21 protein-coding genes are annotated in these 15798 nt (G+C 66.8%); 2 read left to right on the top strand and 19 right to left on the bottom strand.

What is annotated here, in order from left to right:
• Positions 1–12: 12 nt before the first annotated feature.
• The gene (locus ABH933_RS33395; RefSeq protein ID WP_429421713.1) at positions 13–525 is read right to left on the bottom strand and encodes a YbaB/EbfC family nucleoid-associated protein; all 513 of its coding nucleotides are present in this window, start codon (positions 523–525) and stop codon (positions 13–15) included.
• Positions 526–544: 19 nt separating this feature from the next.
• Positions 545–868: a hypothetical protein gene (locus tag ABH933_RS33390; protein ID WP_429421711.1), complete on the bottom strand. Its 324-nt coding sequence runs from the start codon at positions 866–868 to the stop codon at positions 545–547.
• Between the two features lie 157 nt (positions 869–1025).
• Here ABH933_RS33390 and dtd point away from each other — a divergent pair, with 157 nt between their 5' ends.
• Positions 1026–1469: a D-aminoacyl-tRNA deacylase gene (gene dtd, locus ABH933_RS33385; protein ID WP_429421709.1), complete on the top strand. Its 444-nt coding sequence runs from the start codon at positions 1026–1028 to the stop codon at positions 1467–1469.
• A 147-nt stretch (positions 1470–1616) separates the two neighbouring features.
• On the opposite strand, the gene ABH933_RS33380 is transcribed toward dtd, so the two are convergent.
• From ABH933_RS33380 to ABH933_RS33315, 14 genes are all read right to left on the bottom strand, one after another.
• Positions 1617–4418 (bottom strand): hypothetical protein, encoded by a 2802-nt coding sequence (locus ABH933_RS33380; protein ID WP_429421707.1) that lies wholly within the window; start codon positions 4416–4418, stop codon positions 1617–1619.
• Positions 4419–4450: 32 nt separating this feature from the next.
• Positions 4451–4744 (bottom strand): WXG100 family type VII secretion target, encoded by a 294-nt coding sequence (locus ABH933_RS33375; RefSeq protein ID WP_429421705.1) that lies wholly within the window; start codon positions 4742–4744, stop codon positions 4451–4453.
• A 412-nt stretch (positions 4745–5156) separates the two neighbouring features.
• Complete coding sequence (locus ABH933_RS33370; RefSeq protein WP_429421703.1) at positions 5157–5954, bottom strand: DUF6585 family protein; 798 nt, start codon at positions 5952–5954, stop codon at positions 5157–5159.
• A gap of 370 nt (positions 5955–6324) precedes the next feature.
• Positions 6325–7125 carry a type I methionyl aminopeptidase gene (gene map / locus ABH933_RS33365; protein WP_429421701.1) on the bottom strand — a complete coding sequence of 267 codons (801 nt, stop codon included), beginning with the start codon at positions 7123–7125 and terminating at the stop codon, positions 6325–6327.
• Positions 7126–7130: 5 nt separating this feature from the next.
• A complete protein-coding gene (locus ABH933_RS33360) occupies positions 7131–7676 on the bottom strand; it encodes an adenylate kinase (RefSeq protein WP_215923497.1) in 546 nt (181 codons plus the stop codon).
• Positions 7673–9004, bottom strand: a complete 1332-nt coding sequence (gene secY, locus ABH933_RS33355) for a preprotein translocase subunit SecY (protein WP_429421698.1) — start codon at positions 9002–9004, stop codon at positions 7673–7675. Before secY ends, ABH933_RS33360 begins: the two co-directional genes overlap by 4 nt.
• 134 nt (positions 9005–9138) lie before the next feature.
• The gene (gene rplO, locus ABH933_RS33350) at positions 9139–9585 is read right to left on the bottom strand and encodes a 50S ribosomal protein L15 (RefSeq protein WP_215923495.1); all 447 of its coding nucleotides are present in this window, start codon (positions 9583–9585) and stop codon (positions 9139–9141) included.
• Positions 9582–9767, bottom strand: a complete 186-nt coding sequence (rpmD, locus tag ABH933_RS33345) for a 50S ribosomal protein L30 (protein ID WP_429421696.1) — start codon at positions 9765–9767, stop codon at positions 9582–9584. The genes rplO and rpmD overlap by 4 nt, the downstream gene beginning before the upstream one ends.
• A gap of 2 nt (positions 9768–9769) precedes the next feature.
• Positions 9770–10417, bottom strand: a complete 648-nt coding sequence (gene rpsE, locus ABH933_RS33340; RefSeq protein ID WP_429421694.1) for a 30S ribosomal protein S5 — start codon at positions 10415–10417, stop codon at positions 9770–9772.
• A gap of 49 nt (positions 10418–10466) precedes the next feature.
• Positions 10467–10883 carry a 50S ribosomal protein L18 gene (rplR, locus tag ABH933_RS33335; RefSeq protein WP_429421692.1) on the bottom strand — a complete coding sequence of 139 codons (417 nt, stop codon included), beginning with the start codon at positions 10881–10883 and terminating at the stop codon, positions 10467–10469.
• 3 nt (positions 10884–10886) lie between these two features.
• A complete protein-coding gene (gene rplF, locus ABH933_RS33330; protein ID WP_429421691.1) occupies positions 10887–11426 on the bottom strand; it encodes a 50S ribosomal protein L6 in 540 nt (179 codons plus the stop codon).
• Positions 11427–11441: 15 nt separating this feature from the next.
• Positions 11442–11840 (bottom strand): 30S ribosomal protein S8, encoded by a 399-nt coding sequence (gene rpsH, locus ABH933_RS33325; protein WP_215923490.1) that lies wholly within the window; start codon positions 11838–11840, stop codon positions 11442–11444.
• A gap of 250 nt (positions 11841–12090) precedes the next feature.
• Positions 12091–12705, bottom strand: coding sequence for a Uma2 family endonuclease (locus ABH933_RS33320; protein WP_429421689.1), 615 nt, complete (start codon positions 12703–12705; stop codon positions 12091–12093).
• A 237-nt stretch (positions 12706–12942) separates the two neighbouring features.
• Complete coding sequence (locus tag ABH933_RS33315) at positions 12943–13146, bottom strand: hypothetical protein (protein ID WP_429421687.1); 204 nt, start codon at positions 13144–13146, stop codon at positions 12943–12945.
• On the opposite strand from ABH933_RS33315, the gene ABH933_RS33310 reads away from it, so the two are divergent.
• Positions 13138–13854 carry a GlxA family transcriptional regulator gene (locus ABH933_RS33310; RefSeq protein ID WP_429421685.1) on the top strand — a complete coding sequence of 239 codons (717 nt, stop codon included), beginning with the start codon at positions 13138–13140 and terminating at the stop codon, positions 13852–13854. The genes ABH933_RS33315 and ABH933_RS33310 overlap by 9 nt on opposite strands.
• 181 nt (positions 13855–14035) lie before the next feature.
• Here ABH933_RS33310 and ABH933_RS33305 read toward each other — a convergent pair whose 3' ends face one another.
• From ABH933_RS33305 to rplE, 3 genes are all read right to left on the bottom strand, one after another.
• The gene (locus ABH933_RS33305) at positions 14036–14476 is read right to left on the bottom strand and encodes an ester cyclase (RefSeq protein ID WP_429421683.1); all 441 of its coding nucleotides are present in this window, start codon (positions 14474–14476) and stop codon (positions 14036–14038) included.
• A gap of 565 nt (positions 14477–15041) precedes the next feature.
• The gene (locus ABH933_RS33300; RefSeq protein ID WP_215923479.1) at positions 15042–15227 is read right to left on the bottom strand and encodes a type Z 30S ribosomal protein S14; all 186 of its coding nucleotides are present in this window, start codon (positions 15225–15227) and stop codon (positions 15042–15044) included.
• A gap of 4 nt (positions 15228–15231) precedes the next feature.
• Positions 15232–15798 (bottom strand): 50S ribosomal protein L5, encoded by a 567-nt coding sequence (gene rplE / locus ABH933_RS33295; protein WP_215923478.1) that lies wholly within the window; start codon positions 15796–15798, stop codon positions 15232–15234.

Genomic DNA, 15798 nt, shown 5'->3' with positions numbered 1-15798 from the left:
ACTACCCCGCGATCACCAGCCGGCCTCGGTGGTCCGGCGCTGCGGGCCGCGGTCGTGGTCGTAGGACTCCACATTGGTGAAATGCAGAGTGTTCTCGCCGGGCGTGGGCTCACCGTCATCCGAATTCGGTGGCGCCAGTGAGGGTTCCGGCGGCTTGGGCATCTGGCCCAGCAGATCGGGCATGCCCGCGACCAGATCGTTGATCCTGGGCATTCGCGCGCGCCGGCCCTCGAGGGGAGCGACCAGCTCGCGATTCTTCGCGGCCAGATCCTCCGACGCGCGCTGCGCCGCCTCGGTGACCGCCCTGGCGATCGCGGAGAAGCCGAGATTCTCGATCCCGGGACCGAATTTGGTCTCGATCACTACTCCGTTGGCGTTCACGCTGACCGTCACGCGCCGATTGGAAGCCGTTGCGGTGCCTACTAATTGGGCGCGCCGCTGCTGAATCGAGGCGATGTCTCGCAGCTGCTGCTGGGCATCGGCGAGCATGCCCTCCAATTCTGCCTTGTCGAATTCATACTCCATCGCTATTGCTGCCCCTGCGCTATCCGGTGCAGGCGATGTACACGTCGGCATTGAAGTGATCGTTGCCCTCGAGGGTGTTGGCGCTGTCCGACTGCCCCCTGGCATAGCTGTTGAAGGTGTCCTTGAACTGCCCGGTGCCGGTGATCATGTTGTTCTTCGTCTCGAGGTAGCCGTTCGTGCCGTTGGCGAATTGGTTACCGATCGAATCGTTTCCCCAGCAGTTGCCACGAGAGTCGAGCGCCGCGCTCAGGGTGTTGATAACCTCGTTGAGCCGGTCTGCCACGTCCGCGGTCTTGATCGACGCGCTACGCAGTTTTTCCGGACTGACCTGCACAGTTGTCATCGCTGCCCCTTCTGGTGACCCTTGCCATGGTGACGCGTTTCGACCATGACAGCTCCCAGGAAATCCGCCGTAGCGCTCGCGTGAACGATCAGTGGCCGGGATGCGAAAGCCGAGCCGCATCCAGCACGAAACCTCCTGCCTGCGAGGATGGTCCACCGTGCGAGTACTGGTGCAACGAGTGAGCTCCGCCCAGGTCACCGTCGGCGACGAGGTGGTCGGACGCATCGACCCCGGCGCGGCGGGCGTCCCGCACGGCCTGGCCGCCCTGGTCGGCGTCACCCATTCCGACACCGAGGCGACCGTGAAGGCGCTGGCAGACAAGCTGTTCCGGCTGCGGATCCTGGACGGCGAGCGCTCGGCCGCCGACCTCGGGGCCCCGATTCTGGTGGTCAGCCAGTTCACCCTCTACGCCGACACAGCCAAGGGACGCCGCCCCTCCTGGTCGGCCGCCGCGCCGGGCCCGATCGCCGAACCGCTGGTCGACCTGTTCGCGGCCACCTTGCGGAACCTCGGCGCCACCGTGGCGACAGGCCGTTTCGGCGCCCACATGCATATCGCGCTGGTGAACGACGGACCGGTGACCCTGCTGCTCGAGGGGTGAGTTACCGCCGGCGCCCGGGCGGGCCACACCGTCCAGTGGCCGCTGTACCGCTTTTGGGATTCAACCGCCCCGCCTCAGCCTCCGCCCCGGCGCCGCACGAGAACTGCCGGTCGACGACACCGATCCCGAGTAACGAGCTGCCCGCGCTCAGCGGCCGAACAGTCCATCCTCACCACGCCACGTCCGTGACGCCCGGTCCTCGGCACCGAGCGGCAACGAACCGTCCTGCCCCACACTGAGATTCGACCGCCGATGGTGCGCAGATGACTCGGGCTCATCCCCGTGGCGGCCAGGCATCAGAGACTCGAGCCCCTGATGCCCACGCGGCTCAGACCCACCCACACGAGGCATGCGCAGCTCAGCCCCGCGTCCGTGATGCCTCGGTGGCTCGGGATCACGCCAATGGCGGGTACGAGGCTTCTGATGCCCGGGCGGCTCTGGCTCACCGACGCGCCTCCGCGGCTCGAGCTCACGATCATGATGTCTCGGCGGCTCGGGCTCTCGGCCGTGGTGGTGCCCGCGGTGCTCAGGGTTGTGCCCATGGCGCTCCGGCGGTTCAAGTCGGTGCCTGTGATCCTCCGGCGGCGCAGGCCGATGCTTCTGATGCCCGGGCGGCTCGGGCCGGTGCCTGTGATGCTCGGGCGGCTCCGGTTCTGGATGTGGCCGTGGCTGCGGGTGGTGTTCGGGCGGCCCGGGCCGCGGTTCCGGCTTCGGGTGGGGTCCGGGGTGTGGGCGTGGGTGTGGCGGGTTCGGGTTGTCCCACACGGTGTTCGGCGGTGGGCTGGGGGCCGTGTATGGCGGGATGACGGTTTCGGGGTTACCCCTTGTGGTGTAGGGGGTATCGGCGGTGGCCGGGTCGTTCGGTTCGTGGCTCACCTCCTCTTCGCGGAGCGCTCCGCTGGGTTTGCCCGGATCGCCCGATGTTTCGCCGCCGCGTCCGTCCGAACCGACCGCCACACCACTCCCACCGGACGCTGCGCCGCGCTGCTGCCCGCCGCTTTGTTCCTGTTTCGGTGCATTCGCGCGGGCGACCGCAATCTGCGCGGGAGTCGGCGACTTCAACGGCTGCACATGGGTATTGCCCTCGGAGTCGGTCGTGATCCGGGTGTATTCGACGCGGGTGCCCGGCTGCCCCAGCGCGTCGGCCAGCGCCGGATCATGGGCGGCCGCACCGGCGAGCAACTCATCGTGCGTGGGCATCCCGGAAGATCCGCCGCGCAGGCCCATCACGATTACGATCGGGTGCTCGCCGTCGACTACACCAACCCGGTCGCCGGCAATCCGCGCACCACGAGCGCCGAGATAGTCCTCCCCGGACACTTGGGTGATCCGGTCGGTAAGGCCGAAGATCTTGTCCCGCTGGGCGTTGTAGTCACCGACGGCCTTTTCCAGATCGTCGATCGCGCCCTGTTTGCGCGTCATCTCCGAGGGCCTCCCCGCTTCGATTTCCTCCGGCGTCCGATTCACCTGCATCGTCCGGCCACGCAACCAGTCCAGATGCTCCCGCTGCTCCGCACGAGTCCCATTCGTCAGGCGCTCCGCGTCCGCGGGCACACCCTCGCGAATCGCCGATGCCTTGATCGCGGCACGCATTTCGGGCAGCTTCTCGGTCAGCGCCGCGCGCTGCTGGGCCAGGTCCGCGACCTGCGCCCCAGCTTTCGGCAACGTCACCGGTTCGGAAGGACCGATCGCCGGCCGCATCCCGTGTTCCGGTCCGGCGCTCGAATGCGCTTGCGCCCCACCGCCGGTCGAATGCCCCTGGCTGTCACCACCTGACGACCGCGCCTGACCGCCCTCTTCCGCCGGATGGGTCTGCGGAGCCGCCTCGGTCTTCAGCCCAGCCGATACCGCCCCGTGCGACGAACCATTGGGATCCGAACCCGACGCCAGCCCCGCACCGGTATCCGGAGACCGTAAATACCCGTGCGGTCCACCATTTCCCGAGACAGCGCCGGGCACACTCCCGTCGCCGCCGATGCCCGCGGCATCCGGCACCTCGGCTTTGCCGAACGGCGAGGTCCCGGCGTCCTGCCCGCGAAATCCCTTGCTGCCGCCGACCAGGGTGCCGAATGACGCTGTGCTGGTGAGCAAGTGGTTGTCCCACTGCCATCCGTAGAAGAATCCGCCGGTCCCCCAGGCGGCGAGCCCGCCGGCGATCCCCGCCCCGGTGCCGACCACGGCGCCCTTCAGGGTTCGCCCGAGGGCATTGGCGATTACCCCCTCCGGCAGCGCGATCTTGCTCAGGCCCTTGTCGAAGACCTCTCCGGCCGGCCCACCGACCGCACCGGCCACCGCGGACTCCAACGCGGTGACGCCGACCTGCTTCCAGTCGATGCCGTGCCGGGTCCCGGCGATGTCCTGCCCCCACTGAATGCCGAAATCCTGCGCGGTGCCGATCACCGTGCTGAAAAGCACGTGTTCGGCGAGGAACTTCATCATCGCGCCCAGCAGCCGCTTCTCGACGAACTCCCCGATCCGCTCCACCGCCTCCTTGCCCAGGATCCGGATCGCGGTCCTGGTGACGGCCGTCTCGATCGCCTCGGTGATGGCGGCGGTCGGCGGGAACCCCCAGGCCACCGCGATCTCGACCGCAAGCAGCCCTAGGGAGCTGATGATCATGATCTTGGTGTATTGGATCTCCGTGCCCAGATCGAAGGCCGATTCGCCGACCTCGCCGAAGATGTCGGCCAGGTGCTGAATCGAGTCGTCGTTACCGTCGTCGAGCTTGTTCAGCGCGGCCGTCATCACCTCGGAGCCGTTGCCCCACGGATAGGCGGCGATCGTCTGGGCCTTGGCATTGGACACCTCGGGCAGCATGTCCCGCAGTTCCTGGGCCGCCGTATTCCAGGTATCGGCGATTCCCCACATGCGGTCCTCGTCGCCCTCGGGCCAGGCCGAGCCTGCAACCCACCCGAGCCACTGCAGATACGACGGGAGTTCCAGCGACACGATCGAGCCCCGCTACCCCGGCGCCGCGGCCGTCAGAAGTGGTCCTGTTGCTGCAACTCGTCGGCGGCCCGGTACTGCCCGCTGGAATACGACTCCAGTGTCTGGGACAGCTTGCCGAGGCCGTCCTGAAGATTCGAATTCGCCGAGTTGTACCCCTGCGCTCCGGCGGCGAAGCTGTTGCCGTAGCTGTCATTTCCCCATGCCGCGCCGAATCCGGACAGCCCGGACTCGAGCCGCCGCAGGATGCCGCTCACCTGTGTCGACAGATCCCCCATATCGGCCGCCGCCCGACGTAACTGATTCGGTGTCACACCGACCTGGACCATGGCACACCCCTTCCACCTGAATGCATCCGACGATCACACGCGCGGACCGCCCGCAGAAGACCCCCGACCCCGAATTAACGCCGCCCTGATATCGCCTGGGCCGCACCGGATCTCACTGTTCGACCGCATCCGAGCCGGTCCGGGGCCCGCCCGGGCACAGGGCGGGATCGCCAGCGCGCCAGGATCATTGACGACTTGCTGACGCCCACCCCGAACCCGCTACAGGCATGGCCGCATCGATCGCGCTCAGGCCCATCGCCCGGATGCGGCGCGAGGGCCCCCGCGGCGGCGCGGGCCACTCCAGCTGACGCGGCTTTTCGCGCCGCAGCAGCCTGCGAGCGAGATCAAGCGCTGCACCGACGGATTCTGGCCCGCGCCCCTCGGCCACCATGTGCCGAGGCAATCTCCCCGCTCAGCGCGCCGCCGCGGCCTGCAGCCGTTCGGCGAGCGTCCGGAACACGACATAGTTCGGCACGAGGCTGATGGGCAGCGATTCCAGCGGCTGCGAACAATCCCGCACCTTCACGCTCAACCACCCGCCGACCACCGACAGCTCACTCACCCGGGCCCACGGCACCGATTCCGATCCGCTGCCGATTTCGGTGGCGGACAACCAGAGCGAGTCGAACTCCACCCGCTCTCCCGCCGCCAGCGCGGCCTCCGCACGGGGCAGCTGGGCGTCGAGGATGCCCTGCTCGATCGCCAGCGTCCATTCCTGCGGACGTTCGATCCCCTGTCGCAGCACAATCGGGACATCGTCGATGTCCGAGATCGTGTATTGATACGAAATCTGGTGTGCCGCGGGGTTCTTCACCGCGTGCACGACCTTGCGTCGGAGTGTGGTCGAGTCGTACCGCACCGCCCGGAGCTGCCCCCGGTAGCCGGCGACGAAGCCCCGCTCGTACAGATCGAGCCGGGTGCCCCGATTCCGCGCCCCCACGAACCCCAGCCACCCCAGATCCGCCAGGCAGCGCGCCCCGCACACGACGGCCACCGTTGTTCCGATGATCCCCACCTCCGCCGCGCCGAATACGAACCCCGGCACCGCGGCCACCACCCCCACCCCCGTAACCGCACCCTCAACAATCGGCCTCCGCGCATCGACGCCCGCCGCCCGATAGGTGCCGCAGTACCGCCCCAACCCCTCCCGCTCGGCCGCCGCCCCCGCAGCCTCCAGCGCCCCCTGATCGTCCTGTCCGGCGGAACTCATACCCGAATCATGCCCACCCGCGCCCCCTCCGAACCCCCTTGTTTACGCAAACCACACACCGGGCACCCACCCACGCGACCTCGCCCGCGGACAACTCCGCTGCACAACGCCACCCAGCATCCGTGCACCCCATACACAGCCGAACCCACCTCAGCATCAGCACGACTGCGAAGCTCCCGGGGGACGCGCCACGATCGCTCGCACGCACCCACCACACCCGAAACGCACCCACCCCAGCGCCAGAACCAACCGCGGAACTCCCCCCGGGCGGCCCAACAGCCCGGGGGACGCGCCACGATCGCTCGCATGCCCCCACACGCAAACGCACCCGCCCCAGCGTGCTGGAACGGGCGCGTATAAGAACTGCGCGCTACTCCGGACGAACGGTCAGAATCCGCGGACCGTCCTCGGTCACCGCCACGGTGTGCTCCCAGTGAGCCGCCCGGCTGCCGTCCGCCGTGACGACGGTCCAATCGTCGCCGAGCACCTTCGTCTGCGTGGTGCCCAGCGTCAGCATCGGCTCGATCGCCAGCACCGATCCGACGACGAGCCTCGGCCCGCGGCCGGGCTCGCCCTCGTTGGCCAGGAACGGATCCATGTGCATCTCGCGGCCGATAGCGTGCCCGCCGTAGCCGTCGACGATGCCGTAGGCGCGGCCGTGCTCGCGCTCGATCGCGCGGGTGCCGAGCTCGATGGCGTGCGAGATGTCGGTGAGCCGGTTACCGGGCACCATGGCCTCGATACCGGCATCCATGGACACCCGGGTTGCCTCGCTCAGCAGCTGGTCGGCCACGATCAGCTCTCCGACGCCGAACGTCCACGCCGAATCGCCGTGCCAGCCGTCCAGGATGGCGCCGCAGTCGATCGACACCAGATCGCCCTGGGCAAGAACCTCGTCGGCCCCCGGAATCCCGTGCACCACACGGTCGTTCACCGAGGAGCAGATCGAGCCCGGGAAACCGTGGTAGCCCTTGAAGGAGGGCACCGCCCCGGCCTCCCGGATCACCTGCTCGGCGACCTCGTCCAGCTCCAGGGTGGAGACTCCCGGCTTGGCGGCCGCGCGCACGGCGACCAGCGCGCGGCCCACGATCGCCCCGGCCGCCGCCATCGCGTCGAGCTCACCGGAGGTGCGGAAGGGCACCACCTTCTTGTTCTTGCGGCCGAAGACCATTCGCGTCAGCGACCCAGCGCCTGCAGCATGCGGCCGTTGACCTCGTCCACCGTGCCGACGCCATCGACCGAGACGACCAGGCCGTCGTAGTGCTCGAGCAGCGGCGCGGTCTCGGACTGGTACACGTGCATGCGATTGCGGATGACTTCCTCGGTGTCGTCGGCACGGCCGCGGCCGAGCATGCGCTCCACCACGACGTCCTCGGCGACCTCGATGCTGATCACCGCGTCCAGCGCGTGATCGGACTCCTTGAGCATCCGCTCCAGGGCCTCGGCCTGATCGACCGTGCGGGGGTAGCCGTCCAGCACGAAACCGTTCACCGCGTCCGGCTCGGCGATGCGCGACTCCACCATGCGATTGGTCACGTCGCTGGGCACCAGGTTGCCGGCGTCGAGATACTTCTGCGCCTCGCGGCCCAGAGGGGTCTGCTGCGAGATGTTCGCGCGGAACAGATTCCCCGTGGAGATGTGGGGTACACCCAGCTTGTCCGACAGCAGTTCGGCTTGCGTGCCCTTACCGGCACCGGGCGGACCGAGCAGTACGAGTCTCACTTGAGGAACCCTTCGTAATTTCTGTTCATCAGTTGGCTCTCGATCTGTTTGACCGTGTCGAGGCCGACACTCACGACGATCAATATCGAAGTGCCGCCGAACGGCAGCTGACTCGCCGCACCACCGTTACCGCCGATATGCAGGAACAGATTCGGCAAGACAGCCACAGCACCGAGGTAGATGGACCCAGGGAGGGTGATTCGGCCCAATACACGATTCAGATAGTCCGCGGTCGGCTTGCCCGGACGGTAACCGGGAATGAAGCCGCCGAACTTCTTCATCTCGTCCGCGCGTTCCTCCGGGTTGAAGGTGATCGCGACGTAGAAGTATGTGAAGAACACGATCAACGCGAAGTAGATCGCGACATACACCGGATTACCCGGGTTCACCAGGTATTCCTGAATGATCTTCTGCCACCAGCTGCCCTTGCCGCCCGAGGTGTTCTGGGTCAGCTGGGCGATCAGGTTCGGAAGATACAGCAACGAGGAGGCGAAGATAACGGGGATGACGCCCGCCTGATTCACCTTCAACGGCAGATAAGTCGAGGAACCGCCGTACATCTTGCGCCCGACGACGCGCTTGGCATATTGCACCGGAATCCGGCGCTGCCCCTGCTCGACGAAGATCACGCCGACGATCACGACCAGCGCCGCGGCGATGACCAGCCCGAAGATCAGCCCGCCGCGGCTGTCGAGAATCGACTTGCCCTGACTGGGCAGGCGCGCGGCAATACCGGCGAAGATCAACAGCGACATACCGTTTCCGACGCCGCGCTCGGTGATCTGCTCACCGAACCACATCACCAACGCCGCACCGGCGGTCATCACCAGCACGATGATGATCATGCCGAATATGCCCTTGTCGGAAAGGATCTGATCGCCCTCGGGGCACCCGCGCAGCAGCTGCCCGCGCGCGGACAGGGCCACCAGGCCCGTCGCCTGCAGCACCGCCAGCGCCACCGCGAGGTAACGGGTGTACTGCGTCATCTTGTTCTGGCCGGATTGTCCTTCCTTACGCAGTTCCTCGAAGCGCGGAATGACGACCGTGAGCAGCTGAATGATGATGCTCGCGGTGATGTACGGCATGATCCCGATCGCGAACACCGAGAGCTGCAGCAGCGCACCGCCGGAGAACATGTTGATCAGCTGGTAGATACCGGCCGAATCACCACCGGAAACGATGTCGACACACTTCTTGACGACCTTGTAGTTGACACCCGGCGACGGCAGGGACGCGCCGATGCGGTACAGCGCGATCAGGCCCAGCGTGAAGAGAATCTTCCGCCGTAAGTCCGGGGTCCGGAAAGCCGACACGAAGGCGGAAAGCACAGATCCTCCTGGCTAACGACATGTTTGGGTCATGCCCGGGTTTCGACAAGTCTTGGCAGGCAACACTTGAACTCTAACAGCGACGCCGGACGGGCGAACGACCCGTCCGGCGACCACTGTATAGACAGTTACTGTCAGCCCAGCTCGGTGGCGGTGCCACCGGCAGCGGCGATCTTCTCCTTGGCGGAGCCGGAGAACTTGTCGGCGCTGACCTGCACGGCCACGCCGATCTCGCCCTCGCCGAGCACCTTCACCAGCTCGTTCTTGCGCACCGCACCGGCGGCGACGAGCTCGGCCTTGCCGATCTCGCCACCCTGCGGGAACAGCCGGGCGATATCGCCGACATTCACGACCTGGTACTCGGTGCGGAACGGGTTGGTGAAGCCCTTGAGCTTCGGCAGCCGCATGTGCAGCGGCATCTGGCCACCCTCGAAGCGGGCGGGGACATTCTTGCGAGCCTTCGTACCCTTGGTACCGCGGCCCGCGGTCTTGCCCTTGGAACCCTCACCGCGACCGACGCGGATCTTGTCCTTCTTCGAACCCGCGGCGGGGCGCAGGTGGTGAAGCTTGATCGGGGTCATGCGTTTACCTCCTCAACGGTAACGAGGTGGCGCACGACGTTGACCAGACCACGGTTCTGCGCGGTGTCCTCGCGGACGACGCTCTGCCGGATCTTGCGCAGGCCGAGGGTGCGCAGCGAATCACGCTGGTTCGCCTTCGCGCCGATTGTGCTCTTGATCTGGGTGATCTTCAGCTGTGGCATGTCTAGACTCCCTGTCCCGCGCGCGCACGGAGCATGCCCGCCGGAGCCACGTCCTCGATCGGCAGACCGCGACGCGCGGCCACCTCCTCGGGGCGCTGCAGCATCTTCAGGGCAGCCACGGTGGCGTGCACGACGTTGATGGCGTTGTCGCTACCGAGCGACTTGGCCAGAACATCATGGATGCCGGCGCACTCCAGCACGGCGCGGCAGGCACCACCGGCGATCACACCGGTACCGGGCGAGGCCGGACGCAGCATGACCACACCGGCCGCCGCCTCACCCTGCACCGGGTGGGTGACGGTGGAGCCGATCATCGGGACGCGGAAGAAGTTCTTGCGAGCCTCCTCGACGCCCTTCTGGATGGCCGCGGGAACTTCCTTGGCCTTGCCGTAGCCGACGCCGACCAGTCCGTTGCCGTCGCCCACGATCACCAGGGCGGTGAAGCTGAAGCGACGACCACCCTTCACGACCTTGGAGACGCGGTTGATCGCGACAACCCGCTCGAGCTGGTTCTTCTCGGCGGCATTGTCGCGGCCACCGCGATCGCCGCGACGGTCACGACCGCCGCCACGTTCCTGACGGCCACCATCGGGGCCGCTGTTCTGTCCGGCGGGTCCGTTGCCGCCGTCACGCCGCTGACGTCCCGGCATCAGACGTTCCTTCCGTTCATGGTCATTCGGTCCTGGGTCTGGTTCGTCATCAGAACTTCAACCCACCTTCGCGAGCGGCATCGGCCAGGGCGGCGATGCGGCCGTGGTAGTCGTGGCCACCGCGGTCGAACACCGCGGCCTCCACGCCGGCGGCCTTGGCGCGGGCGGCGAGCAGCTCGCCGACCTTCTTGCCCTTGGCGGTCTTGTCACCCTCGACCGCGCGCACATCGGCCTCGATGGAGGACGCGGCGGCGATGGTCTTGCCGAGCGAATCGTCGATCAGCTGGGCGTGCAGGTGCCGCGAGGAGCGGTTCACGACCAAGCGGGGACGCTCGGTGGTGCCGACGACCTTCTTGCGCAGACGGAAGTGCCGACGGGTCTTGGCGGCGCGGCGACGAGTCGACGCGTCCTTGCCCAGCGGCTTACGCACGGCCTTCTGAGCCTCGGTTTGTGTTGTGTTGGCCATGGCTTACTTACCCGTCTTTCCGACCTTGCGGCGAACGACCTCGCCGGCATAGCGGATGCCCTTGCCCTTGTAGGGATCGGGCTTGCGCAGGCCGTGGATCACCGCGGCGATCTGGCCGACCTTCTGCTTGTCGATACCCGAGATCGAGAACTTGGTGGGCGATTCCACCGCGAAGGTGATGCCCTCGGGCGCCTCGATCGGCACCGGGTGGCTGTAGCCCAGGGCGAACTCCAGGTTCGAGCCCTTGGCCTGCACGCGGTAACCGACGCCGAAGATTTCCATCTTCTTCTCGTAGCCCTTGGTGACGCCCTCGATCATGTTGGCGACCAGGGTGCGGGTCAGGCCGTGCAGCGAGCGATTCTGGCGGTCGTCGTTCGGGCGAACGACCTCGAGCTCGCCGGTCTCACCCTTGCTGATGGTGATCGGCTCCGCGACGACGTGGCTCAGCGTGCCCTTGGGGCCCTTGACCGCGACGGCCTGGCCGTCGATGGTGACATCGACGCCGGACGGAATGGCGATGGGCTTCTTACCAATACGCGACATTAGTCCTGACCTCCCTTACCAGACGTAGGCGAGGACTTCTCCGCCCACGCCTTGCTGCTTGGCCTGACGATCGGTGAGCAGGCCGGTCGACGTGGAGATGATCGCCACGCCGAGGCCGCCCAGGACCTTGGGCAGGTTGGTGGACTTCGCGTACACACGCAGGCCCGGCTTGGACACGCGGCGCACGCCCTGCAGGCTGCGCTCACGGCTGGGGCCGTACTTGAGGTCGACGACGAGGGTCTGACCCACCGGCGCTTCCTCGGTCCGGTAGTCGGCGATGTAGCCCTCGCGCTTGAGGATCTCGGCGATGTTCGCCTTGAGCTTCGAGTGCGGCGCCTTCACCTGGTCGTGGTACGCCGAGTTGGCGTTGCGCAGACGGGTCAGGAAGTCTGCGATCGGATCTGTCATGGTCATAAGTTGACCGCTAACCTTTCTCGCTACGGTTCCCATACAGCACCCGCACACGCGAGTAGTGGGCCTATAGCAATTCGGCTGGTCCGAGCGGCTTTCTGCCACCCGGATGAGTGCACATCGCCGGGATCTGAGCGCACGAGGTGCAGACACAGAGGTGCCCCGGCAACTGCCCCAGTGTAGACAAGCCCCTCACCAGGACAAAATCGGGGATACCCCGTGTGACCGGCCCCTCACCCGAGGTGCCCCAGGCTCATGCGAAGTCGCGGCGACCGAGATCGTACAGAGCGTTCGGAGCGACACTGATCTCGAACGGACGCTCGACCACCAGCACCTCGTCACCGGTGACCACCGTGTTGGTGACGTAGCGGCCGCGATCCAGGTCAAGTGCCTCGATGCGCGCAATCGGAGCGAAGTCGACGATCCAGTAATGAGGAATGCCCGCCCGTGCGTACTCGTCGCGCTTGATCCTGCGATCGTGCGCCTCGCTCCCGCTGCGCGGCGAGACGACCTCGACCACGAGCAGGAGATCGGCGGGGTCGAGGTAGGTCTCGCCCTCGGCGAAACCGGCTTCCTCGGCCTTGGCGTCAAGGACGAAGACATCCGGCTTGCGAACGCCACTAGGAAACGTGAACTCGTATTCGCCGCCGTCGATCAGCACGTCAGCGCCCGCACGCCGGGCCGCATCGATGAGCAAGCTGCGCAGGCCCCGCCCCATCCGGTTATGACGCAGCGACGGCGACATCTTCTCGATCAGCCATCCGTTCCACAGTTCGAAGCCCTTCCCCTCCTCGGGACTGTTGTGCAGATCGTGTGCTGTATACGGCCCCCGGCCGAAGGACGAGCCGACATCGAACGCGACGCTCACGACTCCTCCTCGCCTCTGTGATCACGGCATATCGACAGGAATACCTCTGGCCAGCATAGTCGCCACGCTCGCCCGCGCGACCGTCGAACGACGGATGCGGCGTAGATCGAAGCCATTGCGGCTGCGCCGTTTCGACAGCGGCGATCCCATGCTCGCCGAGCGGGTCGATCACATCCTTGCTCGCGGCTTCGGCGATGGCCGGCGCAATCTCTGACCCGTAACACGACGGGCGGCGAGTTACCGCAATTCCGCCACCGACGGGACGACAACGCCGTAGATGTCGCCGATTTGGGCCAGGGCGGCGTGGTGGAGTTGTTCGGCGGTGACGTCCGCGACCGCAGAGCCCAACGGCCTGGTTGCGCAGGCGTTCGCGATGACGGTGGGGGTGTTGCCGCGTAGGAAGGCGCCCTCGGCGGTGAAGGTGACGCACATGTGAGTCATGAAACCGGCGAGGATGACGTGGTGCACTGGGTTCGCACGCTCGCCCAGGGCACCAGGCGGGTGGCCTCCGTCTGCGTTGGCGCCCATACCCTCGCCGCCGCGGGACTTCTGGACGGCAAGCACGCCACCACGCACTGGTCCACCGCCGCACAGCTGGCCGCCGAGTATCCCGCGATCACCGTGGACGCCGACCCGATCTTCATCCGCGACGGAAATGTCTGGACCGGTGCGGGTTTGAGTGCCTGCATCGACCTGTCCCTGGCCCTGCTCGCGGACGATTTCGGCGAGGCTCTCGCACTGCGCGTGGCCCGGCAGCTGGTGGTGTACCTCAAAAGGCCCAGCGGCCAAAGCCAATTCAGCGTCCGTCTCGACACCGTCTCTCAGACCCGCCGCGTCGAGGAGATCCGCCACTACATCACCCGCCGCCTGGCCGAGCCCCTCACCGTCGCCGACCTCGCCGCGCAGGCCTGCGTGAGCGAACGCCAGCTGACCCGAATCATCAAGCAGGAACTGGGAATGACGCCGGCGGCCTATCTCGAGTCGGCCCGCGTCGAGGTGGCCCGCCACCGCCTGGAGACCACCGACGACACCCTCGGCCGCATCGCCACAGCTTGCGGCTTCAACACCACCGACACCCTGAACCGCGCCTTCCGCCGGCAGCTGGACACCACCCCGGCGGAATACCGCAACCGCTTCCGCATCGCGTAATCGACTGGGCCGCAAGCCCAGTCGAGGCGCCACGGCTACCGGAGCATTCCGGTGGTCACAGGCCCAGAGAGCTCAGGAGGCCGCCGATCACCGGCAAGGAGTCCGCGCTTCCGGTGCCGGAGGCGCACCCGGCGCTGCCCGCAGCCTGAACGGTGACGGGGGGCTCCCGCCACGGGCTCGGCTACAGCGTGACCAGCCCCAACTGCCGCACCTGGGCGAAAACGTCAGCGATGCCCCACACCTCGGCGATCCGGCCCTCGACGAAGCGGAAGATGAAGATCTCGTTGTAGGTGACGGACCGCCCGGTGGGCTCGTGCCCCATGTACTCGCCCAGATTCGTTCCCGTGACCACCTGCCGGGCGATCAGCTTGTCGTCCGCCAGGATGACATCCTCCGCCGCCACGTGAATATCGGGATAGGCGCGCAGCAGGATCTCCCACACCCGCAGGAAGGCCGCCGCGCCCGTCACGTCCAGGGGCAGCGAGGTGTGCAGCACCGCGTCGGGCAGCACGATCTCGGCGATCGCCTTCGAAATAAGCTCCAGCTCACCGGCATTGACGACGTCGTGCAGGCGCTCGAACGCCGCCCGATTGAGTGCCTGCGTCTCCTGAGCCTCGGACATGTCCGGCTCCTCCCGTGTTCGATGCGAACGGACTACACCCGTAAGACGAACACCGAACCGGAAGTGTGACACCAACTCGACAGCCTCCTCAGCCTGCTGCACGTCCTGAAGCAATACTGCTAACGCAGCGAGATCCGCGCAGGCCGCCGATGACCAGGCAAGTCCGCATTCAGATGCGAAGGAACGAGATGACCACCCAGCAGAAACCGTCGACATCCCCGGAAGCATGGCCCGCGGGCCTGGTCGGGGCTTGGTCCCTGCACAGCGTCCGCGAACTGGACGCGGACGGGGTCTTGCTGGGCGAACCCTACGGGCCGCGGCCTACCGGGCGGCTGCGCTACGGACCCGGAGGCGATATGGGCTCCCACCCTTCACCGAGGACCAGGTGCGCTGGGCACGCCTCGACGGCGACAACCTCACACTCGCCACCGACCGCGAGAGGCACCGCCGGATCGAATTGCGCTGGGAGCGCCCCAGCAGGCGTAGGAATGGGCCGCTCTTGCGGGTACAGCAAAGCCCGGCACGGTACTTTTCACCGTGCCGGGCTACGCCGATCGGATGCTGCTTACCAGCTGGACTTGTGCACGCCCGGCAGCTCGCCGCGGTGCGCCATCTCACGCAGGCACACGCGGCACAGGCCGAACTTGCGGTACACCGCGTGCGGGCGACCGCACCGCTGGCAGCGGGTGTAGCCGCGCACCGCGAACTTCGGCTTGGCGGCGGCCTTGATCTTCAGAGCTTTCTTAGCCATATGCTCAGTTCTCCTTGAACGGGAAGCCGAGGTGCTTGAGCAGTGCGCGACCCTCTTCGTTGTTGGTCGCGGTGGTCACCACGGTGATGTCCATACCACGCGGGCGGTCGATCTTGTCCACATCGATCTCGTGGAACATCGACTGCTCGCTCAGGCCGAACGTGTAGTTGCCATGGCCGTCGAACTGCTTCGGCGACAGACCCCGGAAGTCCCGGATACGCGGCAACGCGATGGACACCAGCCGGTCCAGGAACTCCCACATGCGATCGCCACGCAGGGTGACCTTCGCACCGATCGGCATACCCTCACGCAGCTTGAACTGCGCGATCGACTTGGTGGCCTTGCGGATCTCCGGCTTCTGGCCGGTGATCAGGGTCAGGTCGGCGACCGCGCCGTTGATCAGCTTGGCATCACGGGCGGCGTCACCGACACCCATGTTCACCACGACCTTCACCACGCCCGGGATCTGCATCACGTTGGCGTAGTCGAACTCGTTGTTCAGCGCCGGCTTGATTTCCTCGCGGTAGCGCTGCTTGAGGCGCGGCTGCACCTTGTTATCGGTCGAAGTCAT

This window comes from Nocardia sp. GP40, from assembly GCF_050434125.1.
Classification (GTDB): domain Bacteria; phylum Actinomycetota; class Actinomycetes; order Mycobacteriales; family Mycobacteriaceae; genus Nocardia; species Nocardia albiluteola.
The sequence above is the reverse complement of the archived record's forward strand: the minus strand, read 5'-3'. Positions and strand labels throughout refer to the sequence as shown.